20 protein-coding genes and 1 pseudogene are annotated in these 24066 nt (G+C 65.8%); 17 read left to right on the forward strand and 4 right to left on the reverse strand.

Annotated features, from left to right (window positions below; translation table 11 throughout):
- The first annotated feature begins 9 nt into the window (after positions 1 to 9).
- The 4 genes from ACSQ9I_RS32170 (at position 10) to ACSQ9I_RS32185 (ending at position 4820) form a co-directional block, all read left to right on the forward strand.
- Positions 10 to 1098, forward strand: coding sequence for a tartrate dehydrogenase (locus ACSQ9I_RS32170; RefSeq protein WP_436316101.1), 1089 nt, complete (start codon positions 10 to 12; stop codon positions 1096 to 1098).
- Positions 1099 to 1117: 19 nt separating this feature from the next.
- Positions 1118 to 2587, forward strand: coding sequence for an NAD-dependent succinate-semialdehyde dehydrogenase (locus ACSQ9I_RS32175; protein ID WP_436316103.1), 1470 nt, complete (start codon positions 1118 to 1120; stop codon positions 2585 to 2587).
- A gap of 123 nt (positions 2588 to 2710) precedes the next feature.
- Complete coding sequence (locus ACSQ9I_RS32180) at positions 2711 to 4045, forward strand: NAD(P)/FAD-dependent oxidoreductase (protein ID WP_436307368.1); 1335 nt, start codon at positions 2711 to 2713, stop codon at positions 4043 to 4045.
- Between the two features lie 97 nt (positions 4046 to 4142).
- The gene (locus ACSQ9I_RS32185) at positions 4143 to 4820 is read left to right on the forward strand and encodes a response regulator (RefSeq protein WP_436295085.1); all 678 of its coding nucleotides are present in this window, start codon (positions 4143 to 4145) and stop codon (positions 4818 to 4820) included.
- A 208-nt stretch (positions 4821 to 5028) separates the two neighbouring features.
- Here the strand turns inward: ACSQ9I_RS32185 and ACSQ9I_RS32190 are convergent.
- Positions 5029 to 5241: pseudogene (locus tag ACSQ9I_RS32190) on the reverse strand (TonB-dependent receptor domain-containing protein); the annotation flags it as partial.
- A 119-nt stretch (positions 5242 to 5360) separates the two neighbouring features.
- Here ACSQ9I_RS32190 and ACSQ9I_RS32195 point away from each other — a divergent pair.
- Genes ACSQ9I_RS32195 through ACSQ9I_RS32210 form a run of 4 tightly spaced genes read left to right on the forward strand, consistent with a single transcriptional unit; the run spans position 5361 to position 9672 of the window.
- Positions 5361 to 6221, forward strand: coding sequence for an FAS1-like dehydratase domain-containing protein (locus ACSQ9I_RS32195; protein ID WP_436296952.1), 861 nt, complete (start codon positions 5361 to 5363; stop codon positions 6219 to 6221).
- A 37-nt stretch (positions 6222 to 6258) separates the two neighbouring features.
- Positions 6259 to 7449, forward strand: a complete 1191-nt coding sequence (locus ACSQ9I_RS32200; RefSeq protein ID WP_436316104.1) for a CaiB/BaiF CoA transferase family protein — start codon at positions 6259 to 6261, stop codon at positions 7447 to 7449.
- A gap of 10 nt (positions 7450 to 7459) precedes the next feature.
- Positions 7460 to 8287: an HpcH/HpaI aldolase/citrate lyase family protein gene (locus tag ACSQ9I_RS32205; RefSeq protein WP_436295151.1), complete on the forward strand. Its 828-nt coding sequence runs from the start codon at positions 7460 to 7462 to the stop codon at positions 8285 to 8287.
- 38 nt (positions 8288 to 8325) lie between these two features.
- Positions 8326 to 9672, forward strand: a complete 1347-nt coding sequence (locus ACSQ9I_RS32210; RefSeq protein WP_436295081.1) for a class-II fumarase/aspartase family protein — start codon at positions 8326 to 8328, stop codon at positions 9670 to 9672.
- Between the two features lie 4 nt (positions 9673 to 9676).
- On the opposite strand, the gene ACSQ9I_RS32215 is transcribed toward ACSQ9I_RS32210, so the two are convergent.
- Positions 9677 to 10606, reverse strand: a complete 930-nt coding sequence (locus ACSQ9I_RS32215; protein ID WP_436316105.1) for a LysR family transcriptional regulator — start codon at positions 10604 to 10606, stop codon at positions 9677 to 9679.
- A gap of 150 nt (positions 10607 to 10756) precedes the next feature.
- Here ACSQ9I_RS32215 and ACSQ9I_RS32220 point away from each other — a divergent pair, with 150 nt between their 5' ends.
- The 3 genes from ACSQ9I_RS32220 to ACSQ9I_RS32230 all read left to right on the forward strand — a co-directional run bounded on the left by ACSQ9I_RS32220 (position 10757) and on the right by ACSQ9I_RS32230 (position 15166).
- The gene (locus tag ACSQ9I_RS32220) at positions 10757 to 11728 is read left to right on the forward strand and encodes a Bug family tripartite tricarboxylate transporter substrate binding protein (RefSeq protein ID WP_436317091.1); all 972 of its coding nucleotides are present in this window, start codon (positions 10757 to 10759) and stop codon (positions 11726 to 11728) included.
- A gap of 1 nt (position 11729) precedes the next feature.
- Entirely contained in the window at positions 11730 to 13754 is a 2025-nt protein-coding gene (locus ACSQ9I_RS32225; protein WP_436316106.1) for a 4-oxalomesaconate tautomerase, read from the forward strand.
- A gap of 119 nt (positions 13755 to 13873) precedes the next feature.
- On the forward strand, positions 13874 to 15166 hold the full coding sequence (locus tag ACSQ9I_RS32230) for a porin (RefSeq protein ID WP_436316107.1): 1293 nt from the start codon (positions 13874 to 13876) through the stop codon (positions 15164 to 15166).
- Between the two features lie 159 nt (positions 15167 to 15325).
- Here the strand turns inward: ACSQ9I_RS32230 and ACSQ9I_RS32235 are convergent, their stop codons facing one another.
- The gene (locus ACSQ9I_RS32235; protein WP_436307354.1) at positions 15326 to 16243 is read right to left on the reverse strand and encodes a LysR family transcriptional regulator; all 918 of its coding nucleotides are present in this window, start codon (positions 16241 to 16243) and stop codon (positions 15326 to 15328) included.
- Positions 16244 to 16402: 159 nt separating this feature from the next.
- Here ACSQ9I_RS32235 and ACSQ9I_RS32240 point away from each other — a divergent pair, with 159 nt between their 5' ends.
- From ACSQ9I_RS32240 to ACSQ9I_RS32265, 6 genes are all read left to right on the forward strand, one after another.
- Complete coding sequence (locus ACSQ9I_RS32240; RefSeq protein ID WP_436316108.1) at positions 16403 to 17569, forward strand: DSD1 family PLP-dependent enzyme; 1167 nt, start codon at positions 16403 to 16405, stop codon at positions 17567 to 17569.
- Complete coding sequence (locus tag ACSQ9I_RS32245) at positions 17566 to 17964, forward strand: RidA family protein (protein ID WP_436316109.1); 399 nt, start codon at positions 17566 to 17568, stop codon at positions 17962 to 17964. The genes ACSQ9I_RS32240 and ACSQ9I_RS32245 overlap by 4 nt, the downstream gene beginning before the upstream one ends.
- Positions 17961 to 18836: a GNAT family N-acetyltransferase gene (locus ACSQ9I_RS32250; protein ID WP_436316110.1), complete on the forward strand. Its 876-nt coding sequence runs from the start codon at positions 17961 to 17963 to the stop codon at positions 18834 to 18836. Before ACSQ9I_RS32245 ends, ACSQ9I_RS32250 begins: the two co-directional genes overlap by 4 nt.
- 43 nt (positions 18837 to 18879) lie before the next feature.
- Complete coding sequence (locus ACSQ9I_RS32255; RefSeq protein WP_436316111.1) at positions 18880 to 20157, forward strand: NAD(P)/FAD-dependent oxidoreductase; 1278 nt, start codon at positions 18880 to 18882, stop codon at positions 20155 to 20157.
- A gap of 67 nt (positions 20158 to 20224) precedes the next feature.
- Positions 20225 to 20620, forward strand: coding sequence for a hypothetical protein (locus tag ACSQ9I_RS32260; RefSeq protein ID WP_436316112.1), 396 nt, complete (start codon positions 20225 to 20227; stop codon positions 20618 to 20620).
- Between the two features lie 306 nt (positions 20621 to 20926).
- Entirely contained in the window at positions 20927 to 22252 is a 1326-nt protein-coding gene (locus tag ACSQ9I_RS32265) for an adenylate/guanylate cyclase domain-containing protein (protein ID WP_436316113.1), read from the forward strand.
- A gap of 374 nt (positions 22253 to 22626) precedes the next feature.
- On the opposite strand, the gene ACSQ9I_RS32270 is transcribed toward ACSQ9I_RS32265, so the two are convergent.
- Positions 22627 to 23991, reverse strand: coding sequence for an IS1380 family transposase (locus ACSQ9I_RS32270; RefSeq protein WP_436298218.1), 1365 nt, complete (start codon positions 23989 to 23991; stop codon positions 22627 to 22629).
- Positions 23992 to 24066: the final 75 nt, after the last annotated feature.

Raw genomic sequence — 24066 nt, forward strand, 5'->3', positions numbered from 1 at the left:
AAAACCGAAATGACACCCACCTTCCGCATCGCGCTGATCGCCGGCGACGGCATCGGCAAGGAAGTGATGCCCGAAGGCCTGCGCGTGGTGCAGGCCGCAGCGGCGCGCTTCGGCTTCGAGCTCGACTGCCGCACCATCGACTGGGCCAGCTGCGACTACCACGCCGCGCACGGCCAGATGATGCCGGACGACTGGAAGGAACAACTGAAGGGCGTCGACGCGCTGTACTTCGGCGCCGTCGGCTGGCCCGCCACCGTGCCCGACCACGTCTCGCTGTGGGGGTCGCTTCTGAAGTTCCGCCGCGAATTCGACCAGTACATCAACCTGCGCCCGGTGCGCCTGTTCGAAGGCGTGCCCTGCCCGCTGGCCGGCCGCCAGCCCGGCGACATCGACTACCTCGTGGTGCGCGAGAACACCGAGGGCGAATACACCTCGCTCGGCGGCGTGATGTACGAGGGCACCGAGCGCGAGATCGTGATCCAGGAATCGGTGTTCTCGCGCCACGGCACCGACCGCGTGCTGAAGTACGCCTACGAACTCGCCCAGGCGCGCAAGAGAAAGCACCTGACGGTGGCCACCAAGAGCAACGGCATCGCGATCAGCATGCCCTGGTGGGACGGCCGCGCCGACGCGATCGGCCGCGACTATCCCGAGGTGCAGGTCGACAAGCAGCACATCGACATCCTGTCCGCGCGCTTCGTGCTGCAGCCCACGCGCTTCGACGTGGTGGTGGCGAGCAACCTGTTCGGCGACATCCTCTCCGACCTCGGCCCCGCGACCACCGGCACCATCGGCCTGGCGCCTTCGGCCAACCTCAACCCGGACCGCAGGTTCCCGTCGCTGTTCGAGCCGGTGCACGGCTCGGCGCCCGACATCTACGGCCAGAACATCGCCAACCCGATCGCCATGATCTGGTCGGGGGCGCTGATGCTGGACTTCCTCACCCAAGGGCAGGGCGCCGGCCGCGCCGCCCACGATGCGATCCTCGCCGCCATCGAGGCGGTGCTGCGCGAGGGCCCGCGCACGCGCGACCTCGGCGGCACGGCATCGACCACCGAGATGGGCATCGCGATCGCCGAGCGCGTCGCCGCAGCCTGAACCCCCCATGACAAACACCATGACACTGACCCTCGAACGCCAGGACCTGATGCCCGGCACCCATCTCATCGGCGCCGAATGGCGCGAGGCGAGCGACGCACGCCGCCTCGACGTGACGGATCCCGCCACCGACGCCGTCTTCGCCAGCGTGCCCGACGGCACGGCCGCCGACGCGCGCGCCGCCGTCGATGCCGCGCATGCCGCCTTCCCCGCCTGGCGCGCCGTGCCGGCTAAGGAGCGCGCCCGCATCCTCAAGCGCTGGAACGATCTGGTGATGGCGCACCAGGAAGACCTGGGCCGCCTCATTTCGCGCGAGCAGGGCAAGCCGCTGGCCGAGGGCCGGGGCGAGGTGGCCTATGCCGCCAGCTACGTCGAGTGGTTTGCCGAGGAAGCCACGCGCGCCAATGGCGAGGTGATCCCCGCGCCGGTGCCGGGACGGCGCATGTTCGCGCTGAAGGAGCCGGTGGGCGTGGTCGCCACCATCACGCCGTGGAACTTCCCGGCCGCCATGATCGCGCGCAAGATCGCGCCGGCGCTCGCGGCCGGATGCACCGTGGTGTGCAAGCCGGCCGAGGACACGCCGCTGACATCGCTGGCCCTGGTCAAGCTGGCCCAGGAGGCCGGGGTGCCGGCGGGGGTCATCAACATCGTCACTGCCTCGCGCGAACGCACGCCCGAGGTGGTGGACGTGTGGCTGGACGATGCGCGCGTGCGCAAGATCAGCTTCACCGGCTCCACGCCGGTGGGCCAGCACCTGGCGCGCCGCTCGGCCGACACGCTGAAGAAGCTCTCGCTCGAGCTCGGCGGCAATGCGCCCTTCATCGTCTTCGAAGACGCCGATATCGATGCCGCCGTCGAAGGCCTGATGGCGGCCAAGTTCCGCAACGGCGGCCAGACCTGCGTCTGCCCGAACCGCGTGTTCGTGCACGAGCGCCTGCATGACGCCTTCGCCGACAAGCTGGCCGGGCGCGTCGGTGCGCTCCAGGTGGGCCCGGCGAGCGAGCCGGGCTCGCAGATCGGTCCGATGATCAATGCGCGCGCGGTCGAGAAGATCGAGCGCCATGTGCAGGACGCGGTCGCCAAGGGCGCCAAAGTGCTCACTGGCGGAAGGCGTCTTGTAGATCTGGGCCCGAACTATTACGCGCCCACGGTGCTGGTGAACGCCGATGCCACCATGGCCTGCAGCTGCGAGGAGACCTTCGGGCCGGTGGTGCCGATCACGCGCTTCGACAGCGAAGCCGAGGTGATCGCCGCCGCCAACGACACGCCCTTCGGGCTCGCGGCCTACTTCTACTCGACCGACGTGCGCCGGATCTGGCGCGTGGCCGAGGCGCTGGAATCAGGCATCGTCGGCATCAACGAAGGCGCCCTGGCGGCAGAGGCCGCGCCCTTCGGCGGCGTGAAGGAGTCCGGCTACGGCCGCGAGGGTTCGGTGCACGGGCTGGACGACTACATGCACATCAAGTACGTGTGCCAGGGGCAGCTGTAGCAGCGCTGGGCCTCGGCCTGGAATGCTGGCGCACCTCCACAAGGTGGCCGTGCCCGGCGAACCGATCGGTCATCGTGGCCCGGCCGCATTGAAGTGCCCCCGCGCCTGTACGAGCAGTCAACCATGAACAGCCCTTTGTCCAAGCACCGAGTCGTCATCGTGGGCGGCGGTGCCGGCGGTCTGGAGCTGGCCACTCGCCTCGGCGATACGCTGGGCAAGCGCGGCATGGCGGACATCACGCTGATCGACATGCACCGCACCCACATCTGGAAGCCCAAGCTGCACGAGATCGCGTCGGGCAGCATGGACATGAGTGCGCACGAGGTCGACTATCTCGCGCAGGCGCACTGGCACCGCTTCCGCTTCCGGCTCGGCGAGCTCACCGGCATCGACCGCGAGCGGCGCGAGGTGCATGTCGCGCCCTACATGGACGACGAGGGCCGGCTGGTCACGCCGGCGCGCGCGTTCGGCTACGACACGCTGGTCGTCGCCATCGGCAGCCTCAGCAACGACTTCGGCACGCCCGGCGTGCGCGAGCATGCGCTCAGGCTCGAGTCGAAGGCCGACGCGCAGCGCTTTCACATGCGCATGGTCAATGCCTGCATCCGAGCGCACGCGCAGACCACGCCGCTGCGCCCCGAGCAGCTGCACGTGGCCATCATCGGCGCCGGCGCCACCGGCGTGGAGCTGGCGGCCGAGCTGCATCGCACCACGCGCGAGGTCGTGGCCTACGGGCTCGATCGCGTGGATGCCGAGAAGGACATCCAGGTCAGCGTGATCGAGGCCGCCGATCGCGTGCTGCCGGCGCTGCCGCCGCGCTTGTCCAAGGCCACCGAGGATCTGCTGCGCGAGCTCGGCGTGGACGTGCACACCTCGGCCAAGGTGGCCGAGGTGCTGCCCGAGGGCGTGCGCCTGGCCGACGGCCGCACGCTGCCGGCCGAGCTGGTGGTATGGGCCGCGGGCGTGAAGGCGCCCGACTTCCTGAAGGACATCGCGGGCCTGGAAACCAACCGCAGCAACCAGCTCGCGGTGCGCCCGACGCTGCAGACCACGCGCGACGACGACATCTTCGCGATCGGCGACTGCGCAGCCTGCGCCTGGCCTGAGGCCAACGGCGGCAAGGGCGGCTTCGTGCCGCCGCGCGCACAGGCGGCGCACCAGCAGGCTTCGCACGTCGCCGCGCAGATTCGTCGCCGCCTGGCCGGCACGCCGCTGAAGGATTACCGCTACCGCGACTTCGGCTCGCTGGTCTCGCTCGGCGAGTACAGCACGGTGGGCAACATGATGGGCGGCCTGATCGGCGGCAGCCTGATGATCGAAGGCGCCTTCGCACGGCTAATGTACGTGTCGCTCTACAAGATGCACGAACTCGCGCTGCACGGCGTGGTCAAGGTCTCGCTCGACACGCTGGCCCGGCTCATCACGCGGCGCACCGAGCCCCACGTCAAGCTGCATTGAGGCGTTGCATGAGAGAACCGAAGACGCAGCTTGTCAATCGTTGGCGGCTCGTGCGACTCCGTGAGCGGTGGTCAGGGGATCAACGTAAGAGATCACCATGAAAATTCTTGTCGCGGACGGCGATCAGGTGCTGGCCGACTCGATCCTGCGCACCCTGCGTGCGTCGGGCGCCGTGGTTGATCACGTGACCAACGGCTCGGAGGCAGATACGAGCCTCATCACCCATGGCGAGTTCGACCTGCTGATCCTCGATCTCGGCCTTCCCGCCATGGACGGCCTCGAGATCCTCAGGCGCCTGCGTGCCCGCGGGTCGCACCTACCGGTGCTTGTACTCACCGGGGCAGACAGCGTGGAGGAGCGCGTCAGGAGCCTGGACAACGGCGCCGACGACTGCATGGCCAAGCCCTTTAGCCTGGAGGAGCTCAAGGCGCGCGTACGCGCGCTCTCGCGACGCGGCATGGGCATCTCCGGCAACGCGATCAGGCATGGCCCGCTGGTCTACGATCAGGCCAGCCGATTGACAACGCTCGACGGCAAGATGGTGGACTTGTCGGGCCGGGAGCTGAGCCTGCTCGAGGTGCTCCTGCAGCGCGCAGGGCGGCCGGTCAGCAAGGACCAGTTGGTGGAGCGCCTGTGCGAATGGGGCGAGGAGGTGAGCCTCAATGCGATTGAGGTGTACATCCATCGCCTGCGCAAGAAGATAGAGAAGGGGCCGGTGCGCGTCGCAACGGTTCGCGGGCTAGGCTGCTATTACCTGGAGAAGATTTCGGTCTGAGTTGCCCGGCGCAGGTCGGAGTTCATCGCATCGGTTGCGCCCGAAAACCGAGTGCGAGGGTAATACCTCACTTCCAGATTGGTACGTCAGCTTCAATCGAGCTTGATGCCGGCGGCCTTGATGTCGATCGAGGCTCAATTGATGTGTCCGTTCAAGGAACTCGCCGCGGGGGGAATAGGCCGACGCTTGAACGAAATCGCTTGTTCCATGACTTCGCCTCCGCAACGGAGAATCCCGGTGTGTCGCTTGCTGTCAGTACGTTCGTCTTCTTGATGTCGAACACCGCCAGATTGGCGCCCAGGCGCTGATCCCGCGTTTGCAGCTTCAATCCGGCCTCGAGCGCAGTGGAGTACTGCGGATCGAATGCCTGGCCGTTCTTGTCAATGCCGATATTGCCGCGGACCGATCCTGCGCGAGCATATCGTTTATGCGCCCGATGCATCAATCGTTCTGAATCTTGCAATTCACTTTGTCCTGCCAAGGCGCGAGACTCGTTCGCAAGGTTCCTCAGATACAGGAGCCGCAACTGGAGACAAGTGAGTGACTCTTCAAGCTGAAGAACTTCGTGCCTGGATCGGACGCAGCGAGACCATTCAGGACGCTGTTAACCCGACGCCCGTCATCGCGCTGACCGCCACGCTGGATCACCCTTCGGTGCCCGTCGAGACCGGCACCACTTTGCCGTACCTTTGGCATTGGTTGTATTTCCTGCCGATGCATCGACAGTCGGAAATCGGCGCCGATGGGCACGCCAAGCGCGGCGGCTTCCTTCCTCCGGTGCCACTGCCTCGCCGCATGTGGGCCGGCAGCCAGTTCGAGTTTCGCTCGCCCATACGAGTCGGTGACCGGGTCGCGCGAACCTCGACCATCGACGACGTGACCGTCAAAGAGGGCCGCACCGGCACGCTTGTCTTCGTCAAGGTCAGGCACGAGGTGCGCTGCAACGACAGCAGCGAACCAGCGCTCGTCGAATTCCACGACATCGTCTACCGCGAGGCTCAGGGTCCGAACGACGTCGCCCCACCGCCACAAGCCGCGCCTGCGGAAGCCCAATGGAGGCGCTCCATCGTGCCGGATGACGTGCTGCTGTTTCGCTACTCGGCACTCACCTTCAACGGCCATCGCATTCACTATGACAGGCAGTACGTCACCAACGTCGAGGGCTATCCCGGCCTGATCGTGCATGGACCGCTGATTGCAACGCTGCTTATGGATCTCCTTCGGCGCCAGATGCCGCAAGCCGATGTGGCCAGCTTTCGATTCAAGGCGGTGCGCCCGACATTCGACCTGCATCCGTTCCATCTCCAGGGACAACCTGAAGCCGACGGAAAGACCATCCGGCTCTGGGCCTCCGATCACGAAGGCTGGCTCACGATGGACGCGACTGCGGTCCTGCGCTGATCTCCATCAACCCACCTACCTTCGGATAGAGCAACACATGCAGCCACTCAAGGGCCTCACGGTCGTCACGCTGGAGCACGCGATCGCGGCGCCTTTCGCCACGCGCCAACTCGCTGACCTCGGCGCACGCGTCGTCAAGATCGAACGGCCGGGATCGGGCGATTTCGCCCGAGGCTATGACGAGCGCGTGCACGGACTGGCGTCGCACTTTGTCTGGACCAACCGCTCCAAGGAGAGCCTGACGCTCGACGTCAAGCATCCCGAGGCGGCCACGATTCTGGAACGCCTGGTGCTGGAGAAGGCAGATGTCGTTGTACAGAACCTCGCGCCCGGTGCCGCTGCGCGCCTCGGCCTCGGGTATGAAATGCTGTCCGCCGCAAAGCCGGGGTTGATCGTGTGCGACATCTCAGGCTATGGCGACGACCCGATCAACCCCGGTCCGTACCGTGACAAGAAGGCCTACGATCTTCTTATTCAGAGCGAAGCGGGGTTCGTCTCGGTCACCGGCACGCCCGATGAGCCGTGCAAGGCCGGTCCATCGATCGCCGACATCGCCGCGGGCATGTACGCGTACAGCAGCATTCTCGCGGCGCTGTTGCAACGCGGCCAGACCGGCAAGGGGCAGCGCATCGACATCTCCATGCTGGAGTCGCTCGCCGAATGGACCAGCTATCCGCTCTACTACGCCTTCGAAGGCGCCGCACCACCACCGCGAACCGGCGCCAGTCATGCAACGATCTACCCCTATGGCCCGTTCCCCACGGGTGACGGCAACATGGTGATGCTGGGCCTTCAGAATGAACGCGAGTGGGCCAGTTTCTGCGAGACGGTGCTGCAGCGACCGGCGCTGACTGCCGATCCTCGCTTCACAGCCAACTTCAAGAGGGTGGCCGAGCGCGACGCGCTGCGCAGAATCATTGTGGAAGCCTTCTCATCCCTGACCAGGGCACAGGTGGTCGAACGGCTCGAACTCGCGCAAATCGCCAATGCCCAGGTCAACACCATGAATGATGTCTGGGCCCACCCGCAACTGAAGGCGCGCGGGCGCTGGACCGAAGTCGGCTCGCCGAACGGCCCGCTCCCCGCCATGCTGCCGCCCGGCACCTGGGACGTGGGGCCGCGCATGGACCCCGTGCCGGCACTCGGCCAGCACACCGACGCAATCCTTGCCGAGCTGGGCTACGGCGCGGCCGAGATCGAGGCGCTGCGCGCGTCCAAGGCTGTCTGAGGTGGGCATCATGTCCGTTGCTTCCAATATTCCTCGCACCTACCTCTTCGTTCCGGGCACGCGGCCGGAACGCTTCGGCAAGGCACTGGCAAGCGGCGCGGATGCCGTCATCCTGGACCTTGAAGACGCGGTCGCAGCCGACGACAAGGCGCTTGCCCGCCAGGCGATCGCAGACTGGTTCCGTTCCGCATCCGCGGGCGACCGGTCGCGCACGGTGGTGCGCATCAACGATGCCGCGTCGCCGTGGTTCGATGACGACCTGACGGCGCTGCGCAAGGTCGGGGCCTGCAGCGTTCTGCTGCCCAAGGCCGAGTCTGCACAGCAGGTCGCGGCCACGCTCGCCGCGCTGCCCGGAGCCAGCGTTCTCGCGCTGATCGAAAGTGCGCGCGGAGTGGCCGGAGTCGACTCCGTCGCCGCCGCGGGCGTGTCGCGCCTGGTGTTCGGCACGTTGGACTTCGCATTGGACCTGGACATCGAGATTGACAACGACGCCTCGGGTCTCGCCTACGCGGCCAGCCGCATCGCGATTGCCTCGCGCGTGGCAGGCCTGCCGGCGCCGGTTGCCGGGGTCACGCCCCGGCTGGACGATCGCAAGCGCCTTCTGGCCGACCTGGCTTCGGCGCGTGCTGTGGGCTTTGGCGCCAAACTGTGCATTCATCCGAGCCAGGTGGAGCCCATTCACACCGCGCTAAGACCCCCCGCAGAAGCACTGGAGTGGGCACAGCGAGTGCTGGCAGCCGATGCCGCGTCCCCGGGCGCTGCGCGGCTCGATGGCCGCATGGTCGATCGACCTGTGGTGCTGCAGGCACAACGCACGCTGGCCCTGGCCCGCGAATAAACCTACCCTCAACATCCAGCCCAGAAAGATCCCACACCATGGCCTCCACCATCATCGACTCGCGCATCTTTGGCGACATGTTCAGCGACGCGCGCATGCGCGACGTGTGGTCTGACGAGAACCGGACCGCCAAGTACCTCGACATCGAACGCGCGCTGGCCAAGGTGCAGGGCGAGCTCGGTATCATCCCCAAGGATGCGGCAGACGAGATCGTCCGCAACTGCGAGCTATCCCAGATCGACTGGGTGAAGCTCAAGGCCAAGACCGAGCAGATCGGCTATCCAATCATTGCGGTCGTCAACCAGATCAACGCCAACTGCCGCGACAAGCTGGGCGAGTATTGCCACTGGGGCGCTACCACTCAGGACATCACCGATACGGCAGCGGTGCTGCAGATGCGTGAAGGCCTCGCATTGGTCGAGCAGGACCTGGACGAGATAGGCGACGCGCTGGCCTCGCTGGCAAAAAGGTACCGCGATACGCCGGTGATCGGCCGCTCCAATCTGCAGCAGGCCACACCGATCACCTTTGGCTACAAGATGGCAAGCATCCTGGCCGGTATCGACCGTCACCGCGAGCGTCTGCAGCAGCTCAAGCCGCGGGTGCTGATGGGGGAGTTCGGCGGCGCGTCGGGCACGCTGTCGTCGCTGGAGAAGGGCGCGATGGAAACACAGGCCGGACTGATGAAGGAACTTGGCCTTGCCCAGCCGCTGATCTCCTGGCACACCGTGCGCGACACCATCGCGGAGGTGGGCGCCTTCCTTGGACTGGTGGGCGGCTCGCTCGGCAAGATCGCGATGGACGTCAAGCTGATGATGCAGACCGAAGTCGCCGAGGTGTTCGAGCCATTTGCACCTGGCCGCGGTTCGTCGTCGACCATGCCGCAAAAGCGCAACCCGATCTCGTGCCTCTACATCCATGCCAACATTTCCGTGGCGCGCCAGCATGTCGCTGCGCTCATGGATGCGATGGTGGCCGACCACGAGCGCTCCACCGGACCTTGGGAAATCGAGTGGGTGTCCTTGCCGGAAATCTTCTGCCTGATGTCCGGGGCGCTGAAGCAGACCAAATTCATCCTCAAGGGCCTCGAAGTCGACGCCACCCGCATGCGCGCCAACATCGACCTCACAAACGGCTTGGTGATGTCTGAAGCCGTGATGATGGGACTGGGGCCGTACATCGGCCGCGAGTACGCTCACGATCTTGTGTATGACCTGTGCCGCGAAGCGATTAGCAAGAATCGCCCGCTCATCGAGATCCTGTCAGATCACCCGGAGATCAGCAAGCATGTCACGCGCGCCCAGCTCGACGCGATGTGCGACCCCGTCAACAACCTTGGCCAGGCCGGCGTGATGGTCGATCGGGTACTGACGGCGCGTCGCTGAGCCTTCAAGCCGAGGTGCGCTTTCTCCCGGCCTGGGCGCGCCTGCCCTTCATCTCTGAGAAGAACTCGAAGAACTGCATGGCGGCCGGAGAAAGGGTGCGGCCCTTGCGCCGGATCAAGCCCACCTTGCGACTGACGACCGGTTCAACCAACGGCACGCTGACCAGCAGCGGATGATCGGCGCCCGGCATGGCGATCGAGGGAACTGCCGCAACGCCGAGCCCGGCTTCGACCAAGCCCAACATCGTCGTGACGTGCTGCGCCTCGTAGATCGCCTGCGGGCGCCCTGGCAAACCAGATAGCGCCTGGTCCAGCAGCAAGCGGTTTCCGGACGCCTTGCTCACCGAGATGTAGTCGTACTGCGCCAGTTCGGTCCAACTCACCTTCCGTTTGCCGGCGAGCGGATGGTCGCGCCGGCAAGCGGCAACGAAGCGCTCCTCCATCAGCGGCTTGAACTCGATGTCGGGTTCCTGCCCCCCAATGAAGTTAAGCCCGAAATCCGCCTCGCCGCGCGACACGGCGGCCAGCACCTCGTTGGCGCTCGCATCGAAGACCTTGACCCGGACCTTCGGGTATCGCTCGTGATAGCGCGAGATTACCTGCGACACGAAGTAGTAGACCGTCGAGGGCACGCAAGCGATGGTGACCTCGCCCATGCGCGTTGCCGCCACCCCGCGGATGCCCAGCAGCGTGAGGTCCAGATCGTCAAGCAGCTGCTGCACCTTCCGGTCGAAGTCGCGCCCGACCGCCGTCAGGCTCACCCGCCGCGTGGTCCGCTCCAGCAGCCGTACCCCGAGCGCTTCTTCCAGCTTCTCGATGCGCCTGCTGAACGCGGGCTGCGATACGTGCAGCGCTTCGGCCGCCTTGCGAAAGCTGTTCAGTTCGGCGACGGCGCGGAACGCCTGCAGGTCGTTGAGGTTGAAATTGATCGCCATGGTCAGGTACCGCAGGCATGTTTGACTGATCGACAGTGTGCATCAATCGATCCTAAACATGCAATTCACAGCAAGCATCGAACCGAAGACCATAGGTCCACGGTCAAGGAAGCGACCTGGATGCCAATCTTTCAACCATCGGAGACATCAATGCAACTTCACAACGCACCCGTCCTGTGTGCCTTGGCCTCGGCGGCTGTGCTCTTCTGCAGCGGCGCGCTCGCCGCCTATCCCGAAAAATCGATCACCATCGTCGTGCCGACCGCCGCCGGGGGCGCCAACGACGCGATGGCGCGAGTCATCGGCCAGGCGATGTCGGCCGCCCTCAAGCAACCGGTCGTCGTCGACAACAAGGCGGGCGCCAACGGCGCGATTGCCAGCGAGTTCGTCATGCGCGCCGCGCCGGATGGCTACACGCTGATGCTCGGCTATGTGGCCACGCATGCGATGAATCCCGCACTGCAGAAGCTGCGCTACGACCCGGTGAAGGACTTCGAGCCCGTGGCCATGGTCGGCACGTCCGCGACGCTGATGGTCGTGACCCCTTCGGTCAAAGCGAACAATGCGAAAGAACTGGTCGCCGCGCTCAAGGCCGCCCCCGACAAGACGAGCTACGCGTCTGCTGGCAACGGAACGGCACCGCATTTCGCCGCTGAGATGTTCAAGCTGTCGACGGGCACCAGCATGCTTCACGTACCGTACAAGGGATCGGCGCCTGCGATCACCGACACGATCGGCGGCCAGACACAGGTGATGTTCCCGAGCCTCTTCACTGCCATGCCCTACGTCAAAGCCGGCAAGCTCAAGGCGATCGGCGTAGCCGGTACCAAGCGTTCGCCGCAGATGCCGGACGTGCCGACGCTCAAGGAGCAGGGCGTCGACAACGTGGATGTTTCGCAGTGGTACGGTATCTTCGCGCCAGCCAAGACTCCGAAGCCCGTGATCGAGCAACTCAACAAGGTGCTCAATGCGGCCTTGGCCGACAAGGGCGTCATCAAGAAGCTGGAGGACCACGGCGCCGAGGTTGAAACCATGACTTCCGAGCAGATGCGCACCTATGTGCAGCAGGAGCAGGTCAAGTGGAAGAAGGTGGTCCAGGCGGCAAAGCTTTCGGCCGACTGAGATGAGCAGGACCATTCCCTGCGTGCTGATGCGTGCGGGTACCTCGCGCGGCCCTTTCTTCCTGAGGGAGTGGCTGCCTGAAAGCGACGAGGAGCGCGACCAGGCGCTGATCGGCGCGATCGGTGCCTCCGATCCGCTGCAGCTCGACGGCTTGGGCGGCGGCAGCACCCTCAACAGCAAGGTCGCCATCGTTTCCCGTTCAAAGGAACCGGGCTGCGATCTGGACTACCTGTTCGCGCAGGTGGGAGTCGGACACCGTTCCGTCGACACGCGGCCGAACTGCGGCAACATGCTGTCGGGCGTCGCGCCCTTCGCAATCGAGCAGGGGCTGGTCAAGGCGCAGGACGGGGTGACGCGGGTACGCGTCTTCAATGTCAACACGCGATCGCGCATCGACGTCACGGTCAGGACGCCCGGCAAGCGCGTCACCTACGAGGGAGATGCGCGCATCGATGGCGTGGCCGGTACGGCTGCACCAATCCTCCTGAACTTCCTGGACGCGTGGGGTGCCGTGACGGGCAAGGTCTTTCCGACCGGTCGGCGGATCGACACGATCGACGATATCGAGGTGACGTGCATCGATGCGGCGATGCCGCTGATGATCGTGCGCGCGCGTGACCTGGGCGTCACCGGCGGCGAAAAGCCCGGGGCGCTCGATTCGAATACGGTACTGCTGGAGCGGCTCGAGAAGCTGCGTCTTCAGGCCGGCCTGTTGATGGGACTCGGGGATGTTTCGGGCAGCGTCATTCCCAAGCCGGTGCTGGTCAGCGCAGGAGACTCGCCGGACAGCATCACCTCGCGCTACTTCACCCCACGCCGCTGCCATGCTTCGCATGCGGTGACTGGTGCGATCGGCGTTCTCAGCGCCTTCGCACTCCCGGGCACCGTCGCCAGTACCTCTGCTCGCGAGCCAGGCCGTCACAACCTGGTTCTCCTGCACCCGGCAGGGCAGATCGACGTGGAAGTCGAGCTTGCGGGTCGGGCGGACGATGCGACCGTGAAAGCGGCGGCGCTGGTGCGTACCGCCAGAAAGATCATGCAGGGCGAGATGCAGTTGCCCGACTATGTCTTTACGCGCCCTGAGGCCGTTGCGCGTCAGTCGGCCACGTTCCCGCGCAAACCGATCACCATCATCGTGCCGACCCGTGCGGGCGGCGGCAACGACACGATGGCCAGGATCATCGCGGCCGAACTGAAGCCGATGCTCGGCCAAGAAGTTCTCGTGGACAACCGGGCCGGCGCAAATGGTGCCATCGCGAGCGAGTATGTGGCCAGGGCAGAACCGGACGGCCACACCCTCATGTTCGGCTACGTGGGCACCCACGCCATGAACCCCGCACTCCAGAAGCTGGGCTACCACCCTGTCAAAGACTTTGAGCCGGTCGGGTTGATCGGATCGTCGCCGACCCTGATGGTGGCCAACCAGCACGCCGGCTTCGACACCGTTCGCAGCCTCCTGCAGCGTCTGCGCAGCGGGCCGGGCAGCATCAGATACGCGTCGGCCGGTGACGGTACGCCGCCACACTTCGCGGCGGAGCTGTTCCAACTCAACACGGGCACGAGGATGGAAGGTAGAACCCATGAGGGTGCAGCGCCTGCGATCGTGGACACACTCGATGGTCGCTCGCAGGTCATGTTTCCGAGCCTGTTCACCGCGCATCCCTTCATCCTCGACGGCCGGCTGCGCGCCCTCGCCGTTGCGGCCCCGGCGCGTCTCGAAGCGTTGCCTGCGGTGCCTACGCTCTCGGAATCAGGCATCGAAGGGGTCGATGTCTCGCAGTGGTATGGGCTGTTTGCCCCTGCACGCACCTCGCCCGCGGTGGTCGCGCAGATCAACCGCGCCCTCAACGAGGTTCTCGCCAATCCGCAAGTGGTTGCCCGATTCGAACGCCAAGGCGCCAGGGTCGAGGCCGGTCCGCCCTCTGCACTGAGAGAACGCGTTCGGCACGAGTTCGGTCGTTGGCAGGACGTGGTGGACGAGGGCGGCCTCGCGCCGCAAGACATCCGTCTGCTTGCGGCGGATTGATCGGCCGAATCACCCAGACCCGGCACTCGTTGCCGAACCATCTTGCGGCACGTTGCCGCATCCACCACCGGCGTTGCGAGGCGCCGGTAATCCTTGTCCGTCCCTTGGAGACACTTGCTATGCGTAAGTCCTTGATCACCTTTGCGGCGCTGGCTGCTTCGGGCGCTGCTTCGGCGCAGTCGTCCTTGACGCTTTTCGGCGTCGCTGATTCGGCGGTCAGTCACTACAGCGTGAAGAGTTCCTTCTACAACAACACGGGGACGCTCCCGCCGCCATCAGCTCTCGCCGTGGCAGAAGCAACGCGCTCCCAAACCGTCCTGTCGAGCGGCGCCAACTCGTCGAGTCGTGTCGGCTTCCGTGGCACCGAAGATCTGGGCGGGGGACTGGCAGCAGGATTCTGGCTCGAGTCGGGCTTCAACCAGGACAGCGGCGCAAACGGACTGACCTCGTTCAGCCGTCGCTCAACGGTGAGCCTGTCCGGCGGATTCGGTGAACTCAGGCTCGGCCGGGACTATGTTCCGACCTACTGGAACGAGAGCGTGTTCGATCCGATGGGTGCAGTCGGCGTCGGCGAAAACCTCATCAAGAGCATCAGCGGCAACATCGCCACGGCGCGCGGCCCGGGCTCCGCCATTGCCGCGAATGACAACGCGATTCGGGCGTCCAACAGCGTGGGTTACTTCCTGCCTCGCGATCTCGGCGGTTTCTACGGTCAGGTCATGTACGCCCTTCCTGAGAACGTGAAATACAGCTACCTGTCCGACAGCCCGTCCCAACGTGGCCGCTACTACGGCGGGCGGTTCGGCTATGCAAGCGGCCCGCTCGATATGGCGGTTGCCTACGGACAAAGCACGGCAGCCGACACCTTGTTGATCAGCGAGGCCGGGGTCGTGGCCGGCACCCGGCTTTCCGAGAAACTGCGCACAATCAACTTGGGCGCGTCCTACGATTTTGGTGTCCTCAAGCTGATGGGCGAGTTGTCGCAGGTCAAGGACAAGGCTGAGACCACCACCGCTCCCTTGAGTGCCGGCAGACTCACCTTCAAAGACAATGACGAGTACAACGGCGCCATGATCGGCATGACGGTCCCCGTCGGTGCTGGCGTTCTGAAGGCGTCGTACGCTCGCGTCAAGTTCAAGAACGACCCGAGTTCCGCCGCGCCGACGTTGTCGGCACTGGACCGCGACGCGTCGGTGAACAAGCTCGCGCTCGGCTACGTCCACAACCTGTCGAAGCGCACCGCGCTCTACGCCACGGTGGCTCGCGCTCGGATCAAGAACGGGCAGAACAACCCTGCAATCATGGCCGTCGGGCTTGGGGGCCCTGCCTTCTTGTCTACGGGTTCGGGCGTGGCGGGTTTGGCGCCGCGCAGCGCTACGGGCTACGACTTCGGGCTGCGTCACGCATTCTGACGTCAAGTGTGGCAGCGTGTATGGGGCTCTGGCTTGAGCCCCATCGTGCTGATCAATCGCGGAAGAATGACGTTGGCATGCACCTTGAAGATGTCTGCAATACAAACCCTAAGCGGGCATTGAAGGAAGAACAGCGACCAGCAGCATTTAGTCCCGGCGTCATCGCACGGTCCTTCGCCTCCAAGGTGGCGGCGCAAGAGATTGGCGCAGCATCGCCAGAAAGGCCGTTGCCCGCGCACTTCGCCCGAAGCGGGTGCCCAGCATGGCGACGACGTCGGCGGCAGGAACATCCCAGCTCGCGAGCACCCGCTTGAGCCGACCGGCTGCCAGATCGGCAGCGACGTTCCACTCCGACCGCATCGCGACACCCTGCCCTGTGACCGCCCAGTCGCGCACCACCGCGCCGTCATTGCTGCACATGGTGGGACGGATCCGGACCGTCTCCGGCTCGCGGGAAGCGTGCACGAAGCGCCACAGTGTGACGTCCTCGTCGTTCTCTCTCACCACCAGGCATCGATGCCGCAGCAAATCTGAAGGCGACTGAATCGGCGAAGCACTGGCGAGATAGTCCGGGCTGGCGCAGAGGATGCGTCGGTTCGGTGCCAGCGTCGTGACGATCTGGTTTTGGGCGCCAGGCGGTCCGATGTGGACGATGACGTCGCTGCTCTCGACCAGGTGCGCGCCGGGATGGTCGGCAAGGTCCAGGGTGACCGTCACGCCAGGGTGCGCTTTTGCAAACGCATCGACCACGGGTGCGACATGCAGCCGGCCGAAGCCATGCGGGGCGGCTATGCGTAGATGCCCGCTGACGGCCTTCTTGCGATTGGCCAATGCCTCGGACAGCGCCTCCATCGCATCGGCCACGATCGTCCCGTGCGATGCGACCAAATCGCCTTCATCGGTGAGGACCATCCTGCGGCCGGAACGGTCGATCAGCCGGATGCCAATCCGTGCTTCCAGCGCTTGCAGGCGCTGGGTGACGGCCGGCGGCGTGACATCCATCTTCCGGGCAGCTTCAGCGAGCGACGCGGACTGGGCCAGCATGTTGAAGAAGCGCAGATCCTCAGAGCTGATCATTTAGTGGGACCTTAACTCGCTATGCAGGTTCGATAAATTGTAGGTTGAATCGATCAGGCGCAACATCCGGTCATCTCACTTGGTCGGTGCCGGCCCGCATCCAGCAGGCCGCATCGGACAAGCACAACTCGGAGCACGACATTGGGCCAGCCCTTAGCCATGAAGCAGGCGCAAGCCGAACAGACCGCAACGACGCTGGGGGAACTGGCGACGCCTTGCCTCGTCCTCGACGCTGAGAGGATGGAGCGGAACATCGCACGCCTGAAAGCCAGGCTGGACGGCCTGGGCGTCACGCTGCGTCCCCACCTCAAGACGTCCAAGTCGGTGGACGTCGCGCGCCGCGTCATGACGTCGCCGTCGGGTCCGGCAACCGTTTCGACGCTTCTTGAAGCCGAGCAGTTCGCGGCGGCCGGCGTGCGGGACATCGTCTACGCCGTCGGCATCGCGCCATCGAAACTGCCACAGGTGCTGGCGCTGCGCGCCGGGGGCGCCGACGTGACCGTGGTGCTGGACACCGTGGAGCAGGCGCAAGCGGTTGCCCGGGCCTCGCGCCAGGCCGGCACGCGCATTCCGGCGCTGATCGAGATCGACTGCGACGGCCACCGCTCCGGCGTGCTGCCGACCGACCGGCAGCTGCTGCTGGACATCGGCCACGCCCTCGAAGACGGCGCGGAACTGCGGGGCGTGATCACGCACGCCGGCGCAAGTTATTCGGCCCGTGGGGCCGAGGCCTTGGGTGAATGTGCCGAGGTCGAGCGCCGCAGCGTGGTCGATGCCGCCACCGTCCTGCGTGAGGCGGGCTTGCCCTGTCCGGTGGTCAGCGTCGGCTCCACACCGACCGCGCACAACGCCACCGACCTCACCGGCGTCACCGAAGTGCGGGCGGGCGTGTTCGTGTTCTTCGATCTCGTGATGGCCGGTATCGGTGTCTGCCAGGTCGACGACATCGCGCTGTCGGTACTCGCGACGGTGATCGGCCACCAGCGCGACAAGGGATGGATCGTGATCGACGCCGGCTGGATGGCACTATCGCAGGACCGCGGCACCCGCAGGCAGGCGATCGACCAAGGTTATGGGCAGGTGTGCGACACCGCCGGCGTGCCCTATCCGGACCTGCTCGTTGCCGACGCCAACCAGGAGCACGGGATCATCACGGTGCGTCCCGGCTCGGGGGGCAAGCTGCCCGATCTCGCGATCGGTGATCGTGTGCGGATCCTGCCGAACCACGCCTGCGCCACAGGCGCCCAGCACCGGGCTTATCACGTCGTTCGCGGCGCTTCCGACCGGGTCGAAGCCGAGTGGTCGCGTTTCGGGGGCTGGCGATGAGCGGCGAGCAGTTCGCGACCGGCATCCTGACGGACCGGGCGCCGAAGCCGGCAGGTCACTACACGCAGGCCATTGTCTCGGGCGCCCACGTCTTCGTTTCCGGCCAGTTGCCGATCCGCCCGGATGGACGTGCGCTGGACGACGACGGATTCGAGGCGCAGGCCAGGCAGGCGATCCAGAACATGCTGGAGATCGTGCACGCCGCGGGCAGCTCGCCGCAACAGATCGTCAAGGTGACGGCCTACATCGTCGGCATCGCCAACTGGGCCCGCTTCAACGCGGTCTATGCGTCCATGCTGCCAGGTGCGTGCCCCGCGCGCAGCGTGGTTCCGGTGCCAGAATTGCACTACGGGTACCTGGTCGAGATCGACGCCATCGCGGTGCGCGAACCATGACCGCCATGGCGACCCGGTCCGGCCACCACGACCACGAAGACGTGGTGCTGGTCCCGTTTGCCACGGAACACCTGGAAAGCGCCCTCCAGCTTTCGCAGGAGATGTCCTGGCCCTATCGGCTCGAGGACTGGGCCCTCGCGCTCGAGCTCGGCCAGGGCTTCGTGCTCCGCAACGGCGCCGGTACGGTGATCGCGACTGCGGCCTGGTGGGCCTACGGCGAGGACCATGCTTCAGCCGGGATGATCATCGTCGCCAACGCGGCCCAAGGCCGTGGCCACGGTGCCCGGCTGATGGATGCGCTGCTGGCAGGGGCGCACCCGCGGACCATCACGCTGAACTCGACGGCCGAAGGTCTGGCGCTTTATGAAAGGCGCGGCTTTGTCCGCATCGGCGTCATCCAACAGCATCAAGGCGTTCCCGACGAGCGCCACCAGGCGCCACCGGCCAGCCTGGTCAGGGCGACTACTCCATCGGATGTCGAGGCGGTCGCGCGTCTGGACCAGCAGGCCACGGGCTGGGCCAGGCGGCAGATGCTGGATCGGCTCATCCAGGCTGGTGACGGCCACGTGCTCGTGCGTGACGGCGAGCCGCGCGGCTTTGCCATTTCACGCCTGTTCGGCCGCGGGCACGTCATCGGTCCCGTGGTTGCCGAAAGTGCGGCCGATGCGCGCGCCTTGATCGAAGCCGCGCTCGCACATCTCGGCCAGGTTTTCGTCCGCGTCGACACCGATGCCACCTCGCAGCTCGGGGACTGGCTCGAAAGCATCGGCCTGCGCCAGGTCGGTGACGCCACCACCATGGTCAAGGGGCCGCACATCCCGCCGGCGGGGCCAGCACGCATGTTCGCGCTGGCCAACCAGTCGTTCAATTAGGAGACATCACGATGCCGCGCTCGAAGACCCCGGAAAGGCCGCTATGAAGCTGACCTCGTATTGGCTGGACACCTCGGAGCCCTTCCGTAGTGCCACTGCAGGACCGGTGCAGGGCAGCTGCGACGTGGCGGTGATCGGCGGCGGCCTGACTGGCTGCTCGGCTGCGCTGGCGCTTGCCAAGAAGGGTGCACGCGTCGTACTCCTGGAAGCCGAGACCATCGGGCACGCCGCCTCCGGTCGCAACGGCGGCATGTGCAACAACGGCTTCGCCCAGGACTACGGCACGATGTCGGCCAAACTCGGCAAGGAAGTCGCCGACCGGCTCTATCGGGCCTTCGACGCCGGAGTCGATACGGTCGAGCGCTTGGTGGCGGAAGAGAAGATCGACTGCAGCTTCGCGCGCGTTGGCAAGATCAAGCTGGCGGCCAAGCCCGAGCACTACGACAAGCTGGCGCGCAGTCAGGAACTGCTGGCGGCCAACGTCGACCCCGACACGGAGATGGTCAGTCGCGCCGACATTGCCGGCGAGGTGGGGTCGGACCGCTTCCACGGCGGGCTGATCTACCGTAAAGGCGCCGGCATGCATGTCGGGCGCTTCGTCCGCGGCCTGGCGGAAGCGGCAGCGCGGCGTGGCGTGGAGATCCACGAGCAGGCGCCGATGACGGGCCTGCGACCCGCGCCCGGCGGAGGCCACCAGATCGAAACGCCGAAGGCCCGGCTCTACGCCAAGCAGGTTCTGCTGGCGAGCGGAACCTCGCAGACGGGGCCGCTGGGCTGGATTCGACGCCGCATCGTGCCGGTCGGCGCGTTCCTGATCGTCACCGAGCCCCTGCCGACAGAGACGCTCGACCGGCTGTTGCCGCGGCGCCGGATGGCGGTCGATACCAAGAATCTCGTCAACTACTTCCGAACGACGCCCGACAACCGGCTGCTGTTCGGTGGACGCGCCCGCTTCGCCGTCTCCAACCCGACCTCCGACGAGAAGAGTGGCGCGATCCTGCAGGCGGCATTGCACGACGTCTTTCCCGACCTTCGCCAAGCGCGCATCGACTATTGCTGGGGCGGCATGGTCGACATGACGCGTGACCGCCTGCCACGCGCCGGCGAGCGCAATGGCATCTACTACTCGATGGGCTACAGCGGCCACGGCACCCAGATGTCGACCCTGATGGGGACGATCATGGCGGAAGTCATGGACGGGCGCGCCGAACTCAATCCCTGGAAAGACTTCGACTGGCCCGCGATCCCGGGGCATGTCGGACCACCGTGGTTCCTGCCGCTGGTAGGGGCCTATTACCGGCTCAAGGACAAGCTCGCCTGAAGCCGATCTCGCCACTCATCGATCGAGAAGACAACCATGAACGAGCACAAGAATCCCGAACCTCTTCATGACCACCGGCCCCAACGGTCCGGCGGCGCTCGCCAACATCATCCGCATCAGCGAGCACGACGTGGATTGGATCGCCGGGGCCATCACCCATATGCACAAGAACGGCCTCACCACCATCGAGCCGACCCCCAAGGCCGAGGAGGACTGGATGGGCGTCGTGCGCAACCTTGCCAAGCGCTCGCTGATCAACAAGGCCAAGACTTGGTGGGTAGGCGCGAATGTGAAGGACAAGCCGCAGGGGCTCACGCTCTTCACCGGGGGCTTCCATGCCTACCGTCAGTACACGACGGCGGCCGTACAGGATGGGTATGCCAGCTTCAGCTTCGGACCGGCGAAGGCCGAGGCGGAGCGCGAACCGCGGTTCGCGGCGGCGGATCCGGTGGCGGGGGTCTAGCGCCGGTTTCGACAGCGCGGGCCACCAATGGCCAACGCGCGACCTAGGGCGGCGTTGTGCTCGTCCTGCTTGCGCGCACGGAAACCGGCCGGTCACTGGCTGCGTTCGCGACCTGAAGCCGGTATTGGGGCCGAGAGACAGGATGATTTTCATCAACGGAAGAGAAGGAATGTCCGTTCCTGGCCGAGACTGTGAGTTCGCATTTGAGCCAGGGAGCTGAACACGAAGGTGCGACGGTGCGTTTTGTGGCAAGCTCCCGCTCGTGGACAAGTGCCAGTGGACCGGCGTGCGGAGGCTCAACCTTCTATGGTTCCCGAAACCCGATATGCGAGGAGCGGTGGCGTCAACATCGCCTACCAGGCGATCGGCAACGGTCCGCGTGATCTGGTGCTGGTTCCCGGCTGGGTGTCGAATATCGACGTCTTCTGGGAGGAGCCGACGCTGGCCCGGCTGCTGACGCGGCTGGCCTCGTTCTCCCGCCTGATCCTGTTCGACAAGCGGGGCACCGGCCTGTCCGACCGTGTCAACGACATGCCAAGCCTCGAGCTTCGCATGGACGACGTGCGCGCGGTGATGGATGCGGTCGGCTCGCAGCGTGCGGCCTTGTTCGGCTATTCCGAGGGGGGCGCGATGTGCGCTCTGTTCGCCGCCACGTATCCGGAACGGTCTTCGGCGCTCATCATGGGCGGCGCTTTCGCGCGACGCACACGGGCGCCCGACTACCCCTGGGGGCCGACGGCCGAGCAGCACCTGGCATTTGCCGACCAGATCGAACGAGACTGGGGCGGACCGGTAGGCATCGATGCCCGGTGCCCTAGTCTGGCCCAAGACGAGCGCTACCGACGGTGGTGGGCCCGCTGGTTGCGCGCCAGCGCCAGCCCGGCGGCCGCGGCAACGCTGGTGCGCATGAACATGGAGATCGATATCCGGCATGTCCTGCCGGCCGTGCGCGTGCCCACGCTGCTGCTGCACAGCAGCAACGACCGCACGATCGAATTCGGCGCAAGCCGCTACATGGCCGATCACATCCCCGGAGCCAAGCTGGTCGAACTGCACGGCATCGATCACGTTCCCTGGGGCTGCGACTGCGACGCTATCGTCGACGAGATCGAAGAATTCCTCACCGGCGCTCGGCACGACGCGGAACCTGACCGGCTCCTGGCCACCGTCCTATTCACCGACATCGTCGGCGCCACCGAGCGCGCCGCCAGCCTCGGCGACCGCCGCTGGCACGATTTGCTCGACAGCCACCACGCATTGATTCGCCACGAGCTGGAGCACTTTCGCGGCCGCGAGATCGACACCGCCGGCGACGGCTTCCTCGCCGCCTTCGATGGGCCGGCGCGCGCCGTGCGTTGCGCCTGTGCGATCTCCGAGGAGGTGCGTGCGCTCGGGCTCGAGATCCGCGCCGGGCTACACACCGGCGAGTGCGAATGGATGGGAGGCAAGGTCGGCGGCATCGCTGTGCACACCGGCGCACGCGTTGCTGCACAGGCGCGCGCCGGCGAAGTGCTGGTCTCCGGCACGGTCAAGGATCTTGTCGCAGGTTCCGGGCTCGTGTTTCAGGATCGAGGAGTGCAAAGCCTCAAGGGTATCCCTGGCGAGTGGCGGCTGTTCGCGGTAGAGCACTGAGGCGCCTGGCAAAACCAATGAGGCTCCCGGACCGCCACCACTGACCGCGCCTGAGCTCGTTGCTCGATGAGCTGCTCGACCTGGACGCGCGCGGACAGGCACATCGGATGGTGCTGCTGCGTACACCGCTTATGTCATGACCTGAATCCGTGAGCTCAGTGACGAGCTGAGCGAGTCTGCTCGACTGTGATGCCCACTGCCACGAGATCGCGACCGATGATGCCCGCGCACACGGACGACGCCGGCAAGTTGGCTCCACGGGGCAAGTGGTTTGTGCCTTCGAACTTGGTTGGCGGCACATCACCGACGCCGCAACGTGCGTTGGACGCACGATTTTGGAATCCGTGGGGAGTAACAGGCGTCTTTGCGTCGCGCTATCCGCACGCGGCAAACAACTCGCCGTGTACGCGCGCGAAGGCCCTTGCTGCACGGTCATTGGCCCCCAGCCCGAGGATCAATTGCCGACCATGTTCGATGAGTCGCCCGGCGCGGTAAACGAGTTCCTGCATCACGGTCTTGATGCGCCGGCGCTTGGCCGCATGGCGCACCGGCGCATCCGGCCCATGCAGGCCGGCCTGGCCCATCAAGCGCAGGATGTTCATCGCCAACGCAGCCAGCTCGCACACGACGTAATTGGTGTCGAACTTGCCCGAGGGCAGCCGCTCCAGATCGAGGTCGGTCTTGAATTCGGAGTGGAACTGCTCATGCGTGCCGTGGTCGGCGTACAGCGCGATGACGGCTTTCGCATCGAACTGTTTGGCGCTCAGGCTCGTGCTCCAGCCCTCCAGCGTGAGCTTGGGCTCGATCAACAACTGGCCCTGCGCATCGATGGTGCGCTCGGTCAGGCGCAGCACGCGGCGCAGGGGCCGCTCGATGCCTTCGATCTCCAGCGCCTGTTCCCACAGCGTCACGCGTTTGCCCGCGCGGGGATGCTCCCAGAGCGTGGTGGCGTCGGCCTCAAGCCGCTCGGCCAGCGCCGCCACGTCGCTCGTGCGCGGGTTCCACTTGATCAGCCAGTTCAGCTGCGGCACGCCTGCGCGGTTGTACGACTCGATCTCGCGCATCAGCGCTGTGGAGTCGAAGCCCGCGTCCAGCCGCGCCAGGATCGGCGCCTTCGGACCGGCCGCACTCAGGCGCTGCGCCATCGGGATCACACGCTCGAAGTTGAATTGCGTCTCCGACGCCGAGTGCTGCACGCCCGGGCGCAGCGCCAGCTCCAGGCAGAACCCGTGCGAGCCGAGGTACGCCGCCAGCGGACAGTAGCCATCGACGCCTGCATAGGTACGGCCCACGCCGTCCTTGACAGTGCCGCCGTTGTCCATCGCGAAGGTGTCCACGTCCAGCGCCAGCCAGCCGCAAGGCAAGACGCCATAGTCGAGCCGCACGTCGGACAGCAGCGTCTCGATCAGCACTGGCAGGAAGTCAAACAGCTCGACAGCGCGGGCGTCCATGCGCTGGCGCAGCGTCGGGCTGGAGGGCAGCAGCTTGATGCCCAGCGCCTGCTTGAAGAAGGCATCGCCGCGGAAGTTCTCGATCGCATCGAAGTCCGACTTGCCTTGCACCAGCAGGCCCAGGTAGCTGCGCAGGATGTCGCTGTTGGCAACGCCACTTCTCACGGGCAATGCGGCATCGAGTTGCTTGAACACCGGTGCGAGTCGATTCAGATAATGACCCACCAGCGCCAGGCCGGCCACCGGCGTAAGGTCGTAGTCGAGTTGCTTGACGATGAAGGGGCGCATTCGAAAGATTCAGGGACTGCGTTTGCAACAGCAGCATGAACGCGCCGCACCTGTCTCGCGTTTACCAAACTACCT

The sequence above is a fragment of the Variovorax sp. LjRoot84 genome (genome assembly GCF_964254305.1).
Taxonomy (GTDB): domain Bacteria; phylum Pseudomonadota; class Gammaproteobacteria; order Burkholderiales; family Burkholderiaceae_C; genus Variovorax.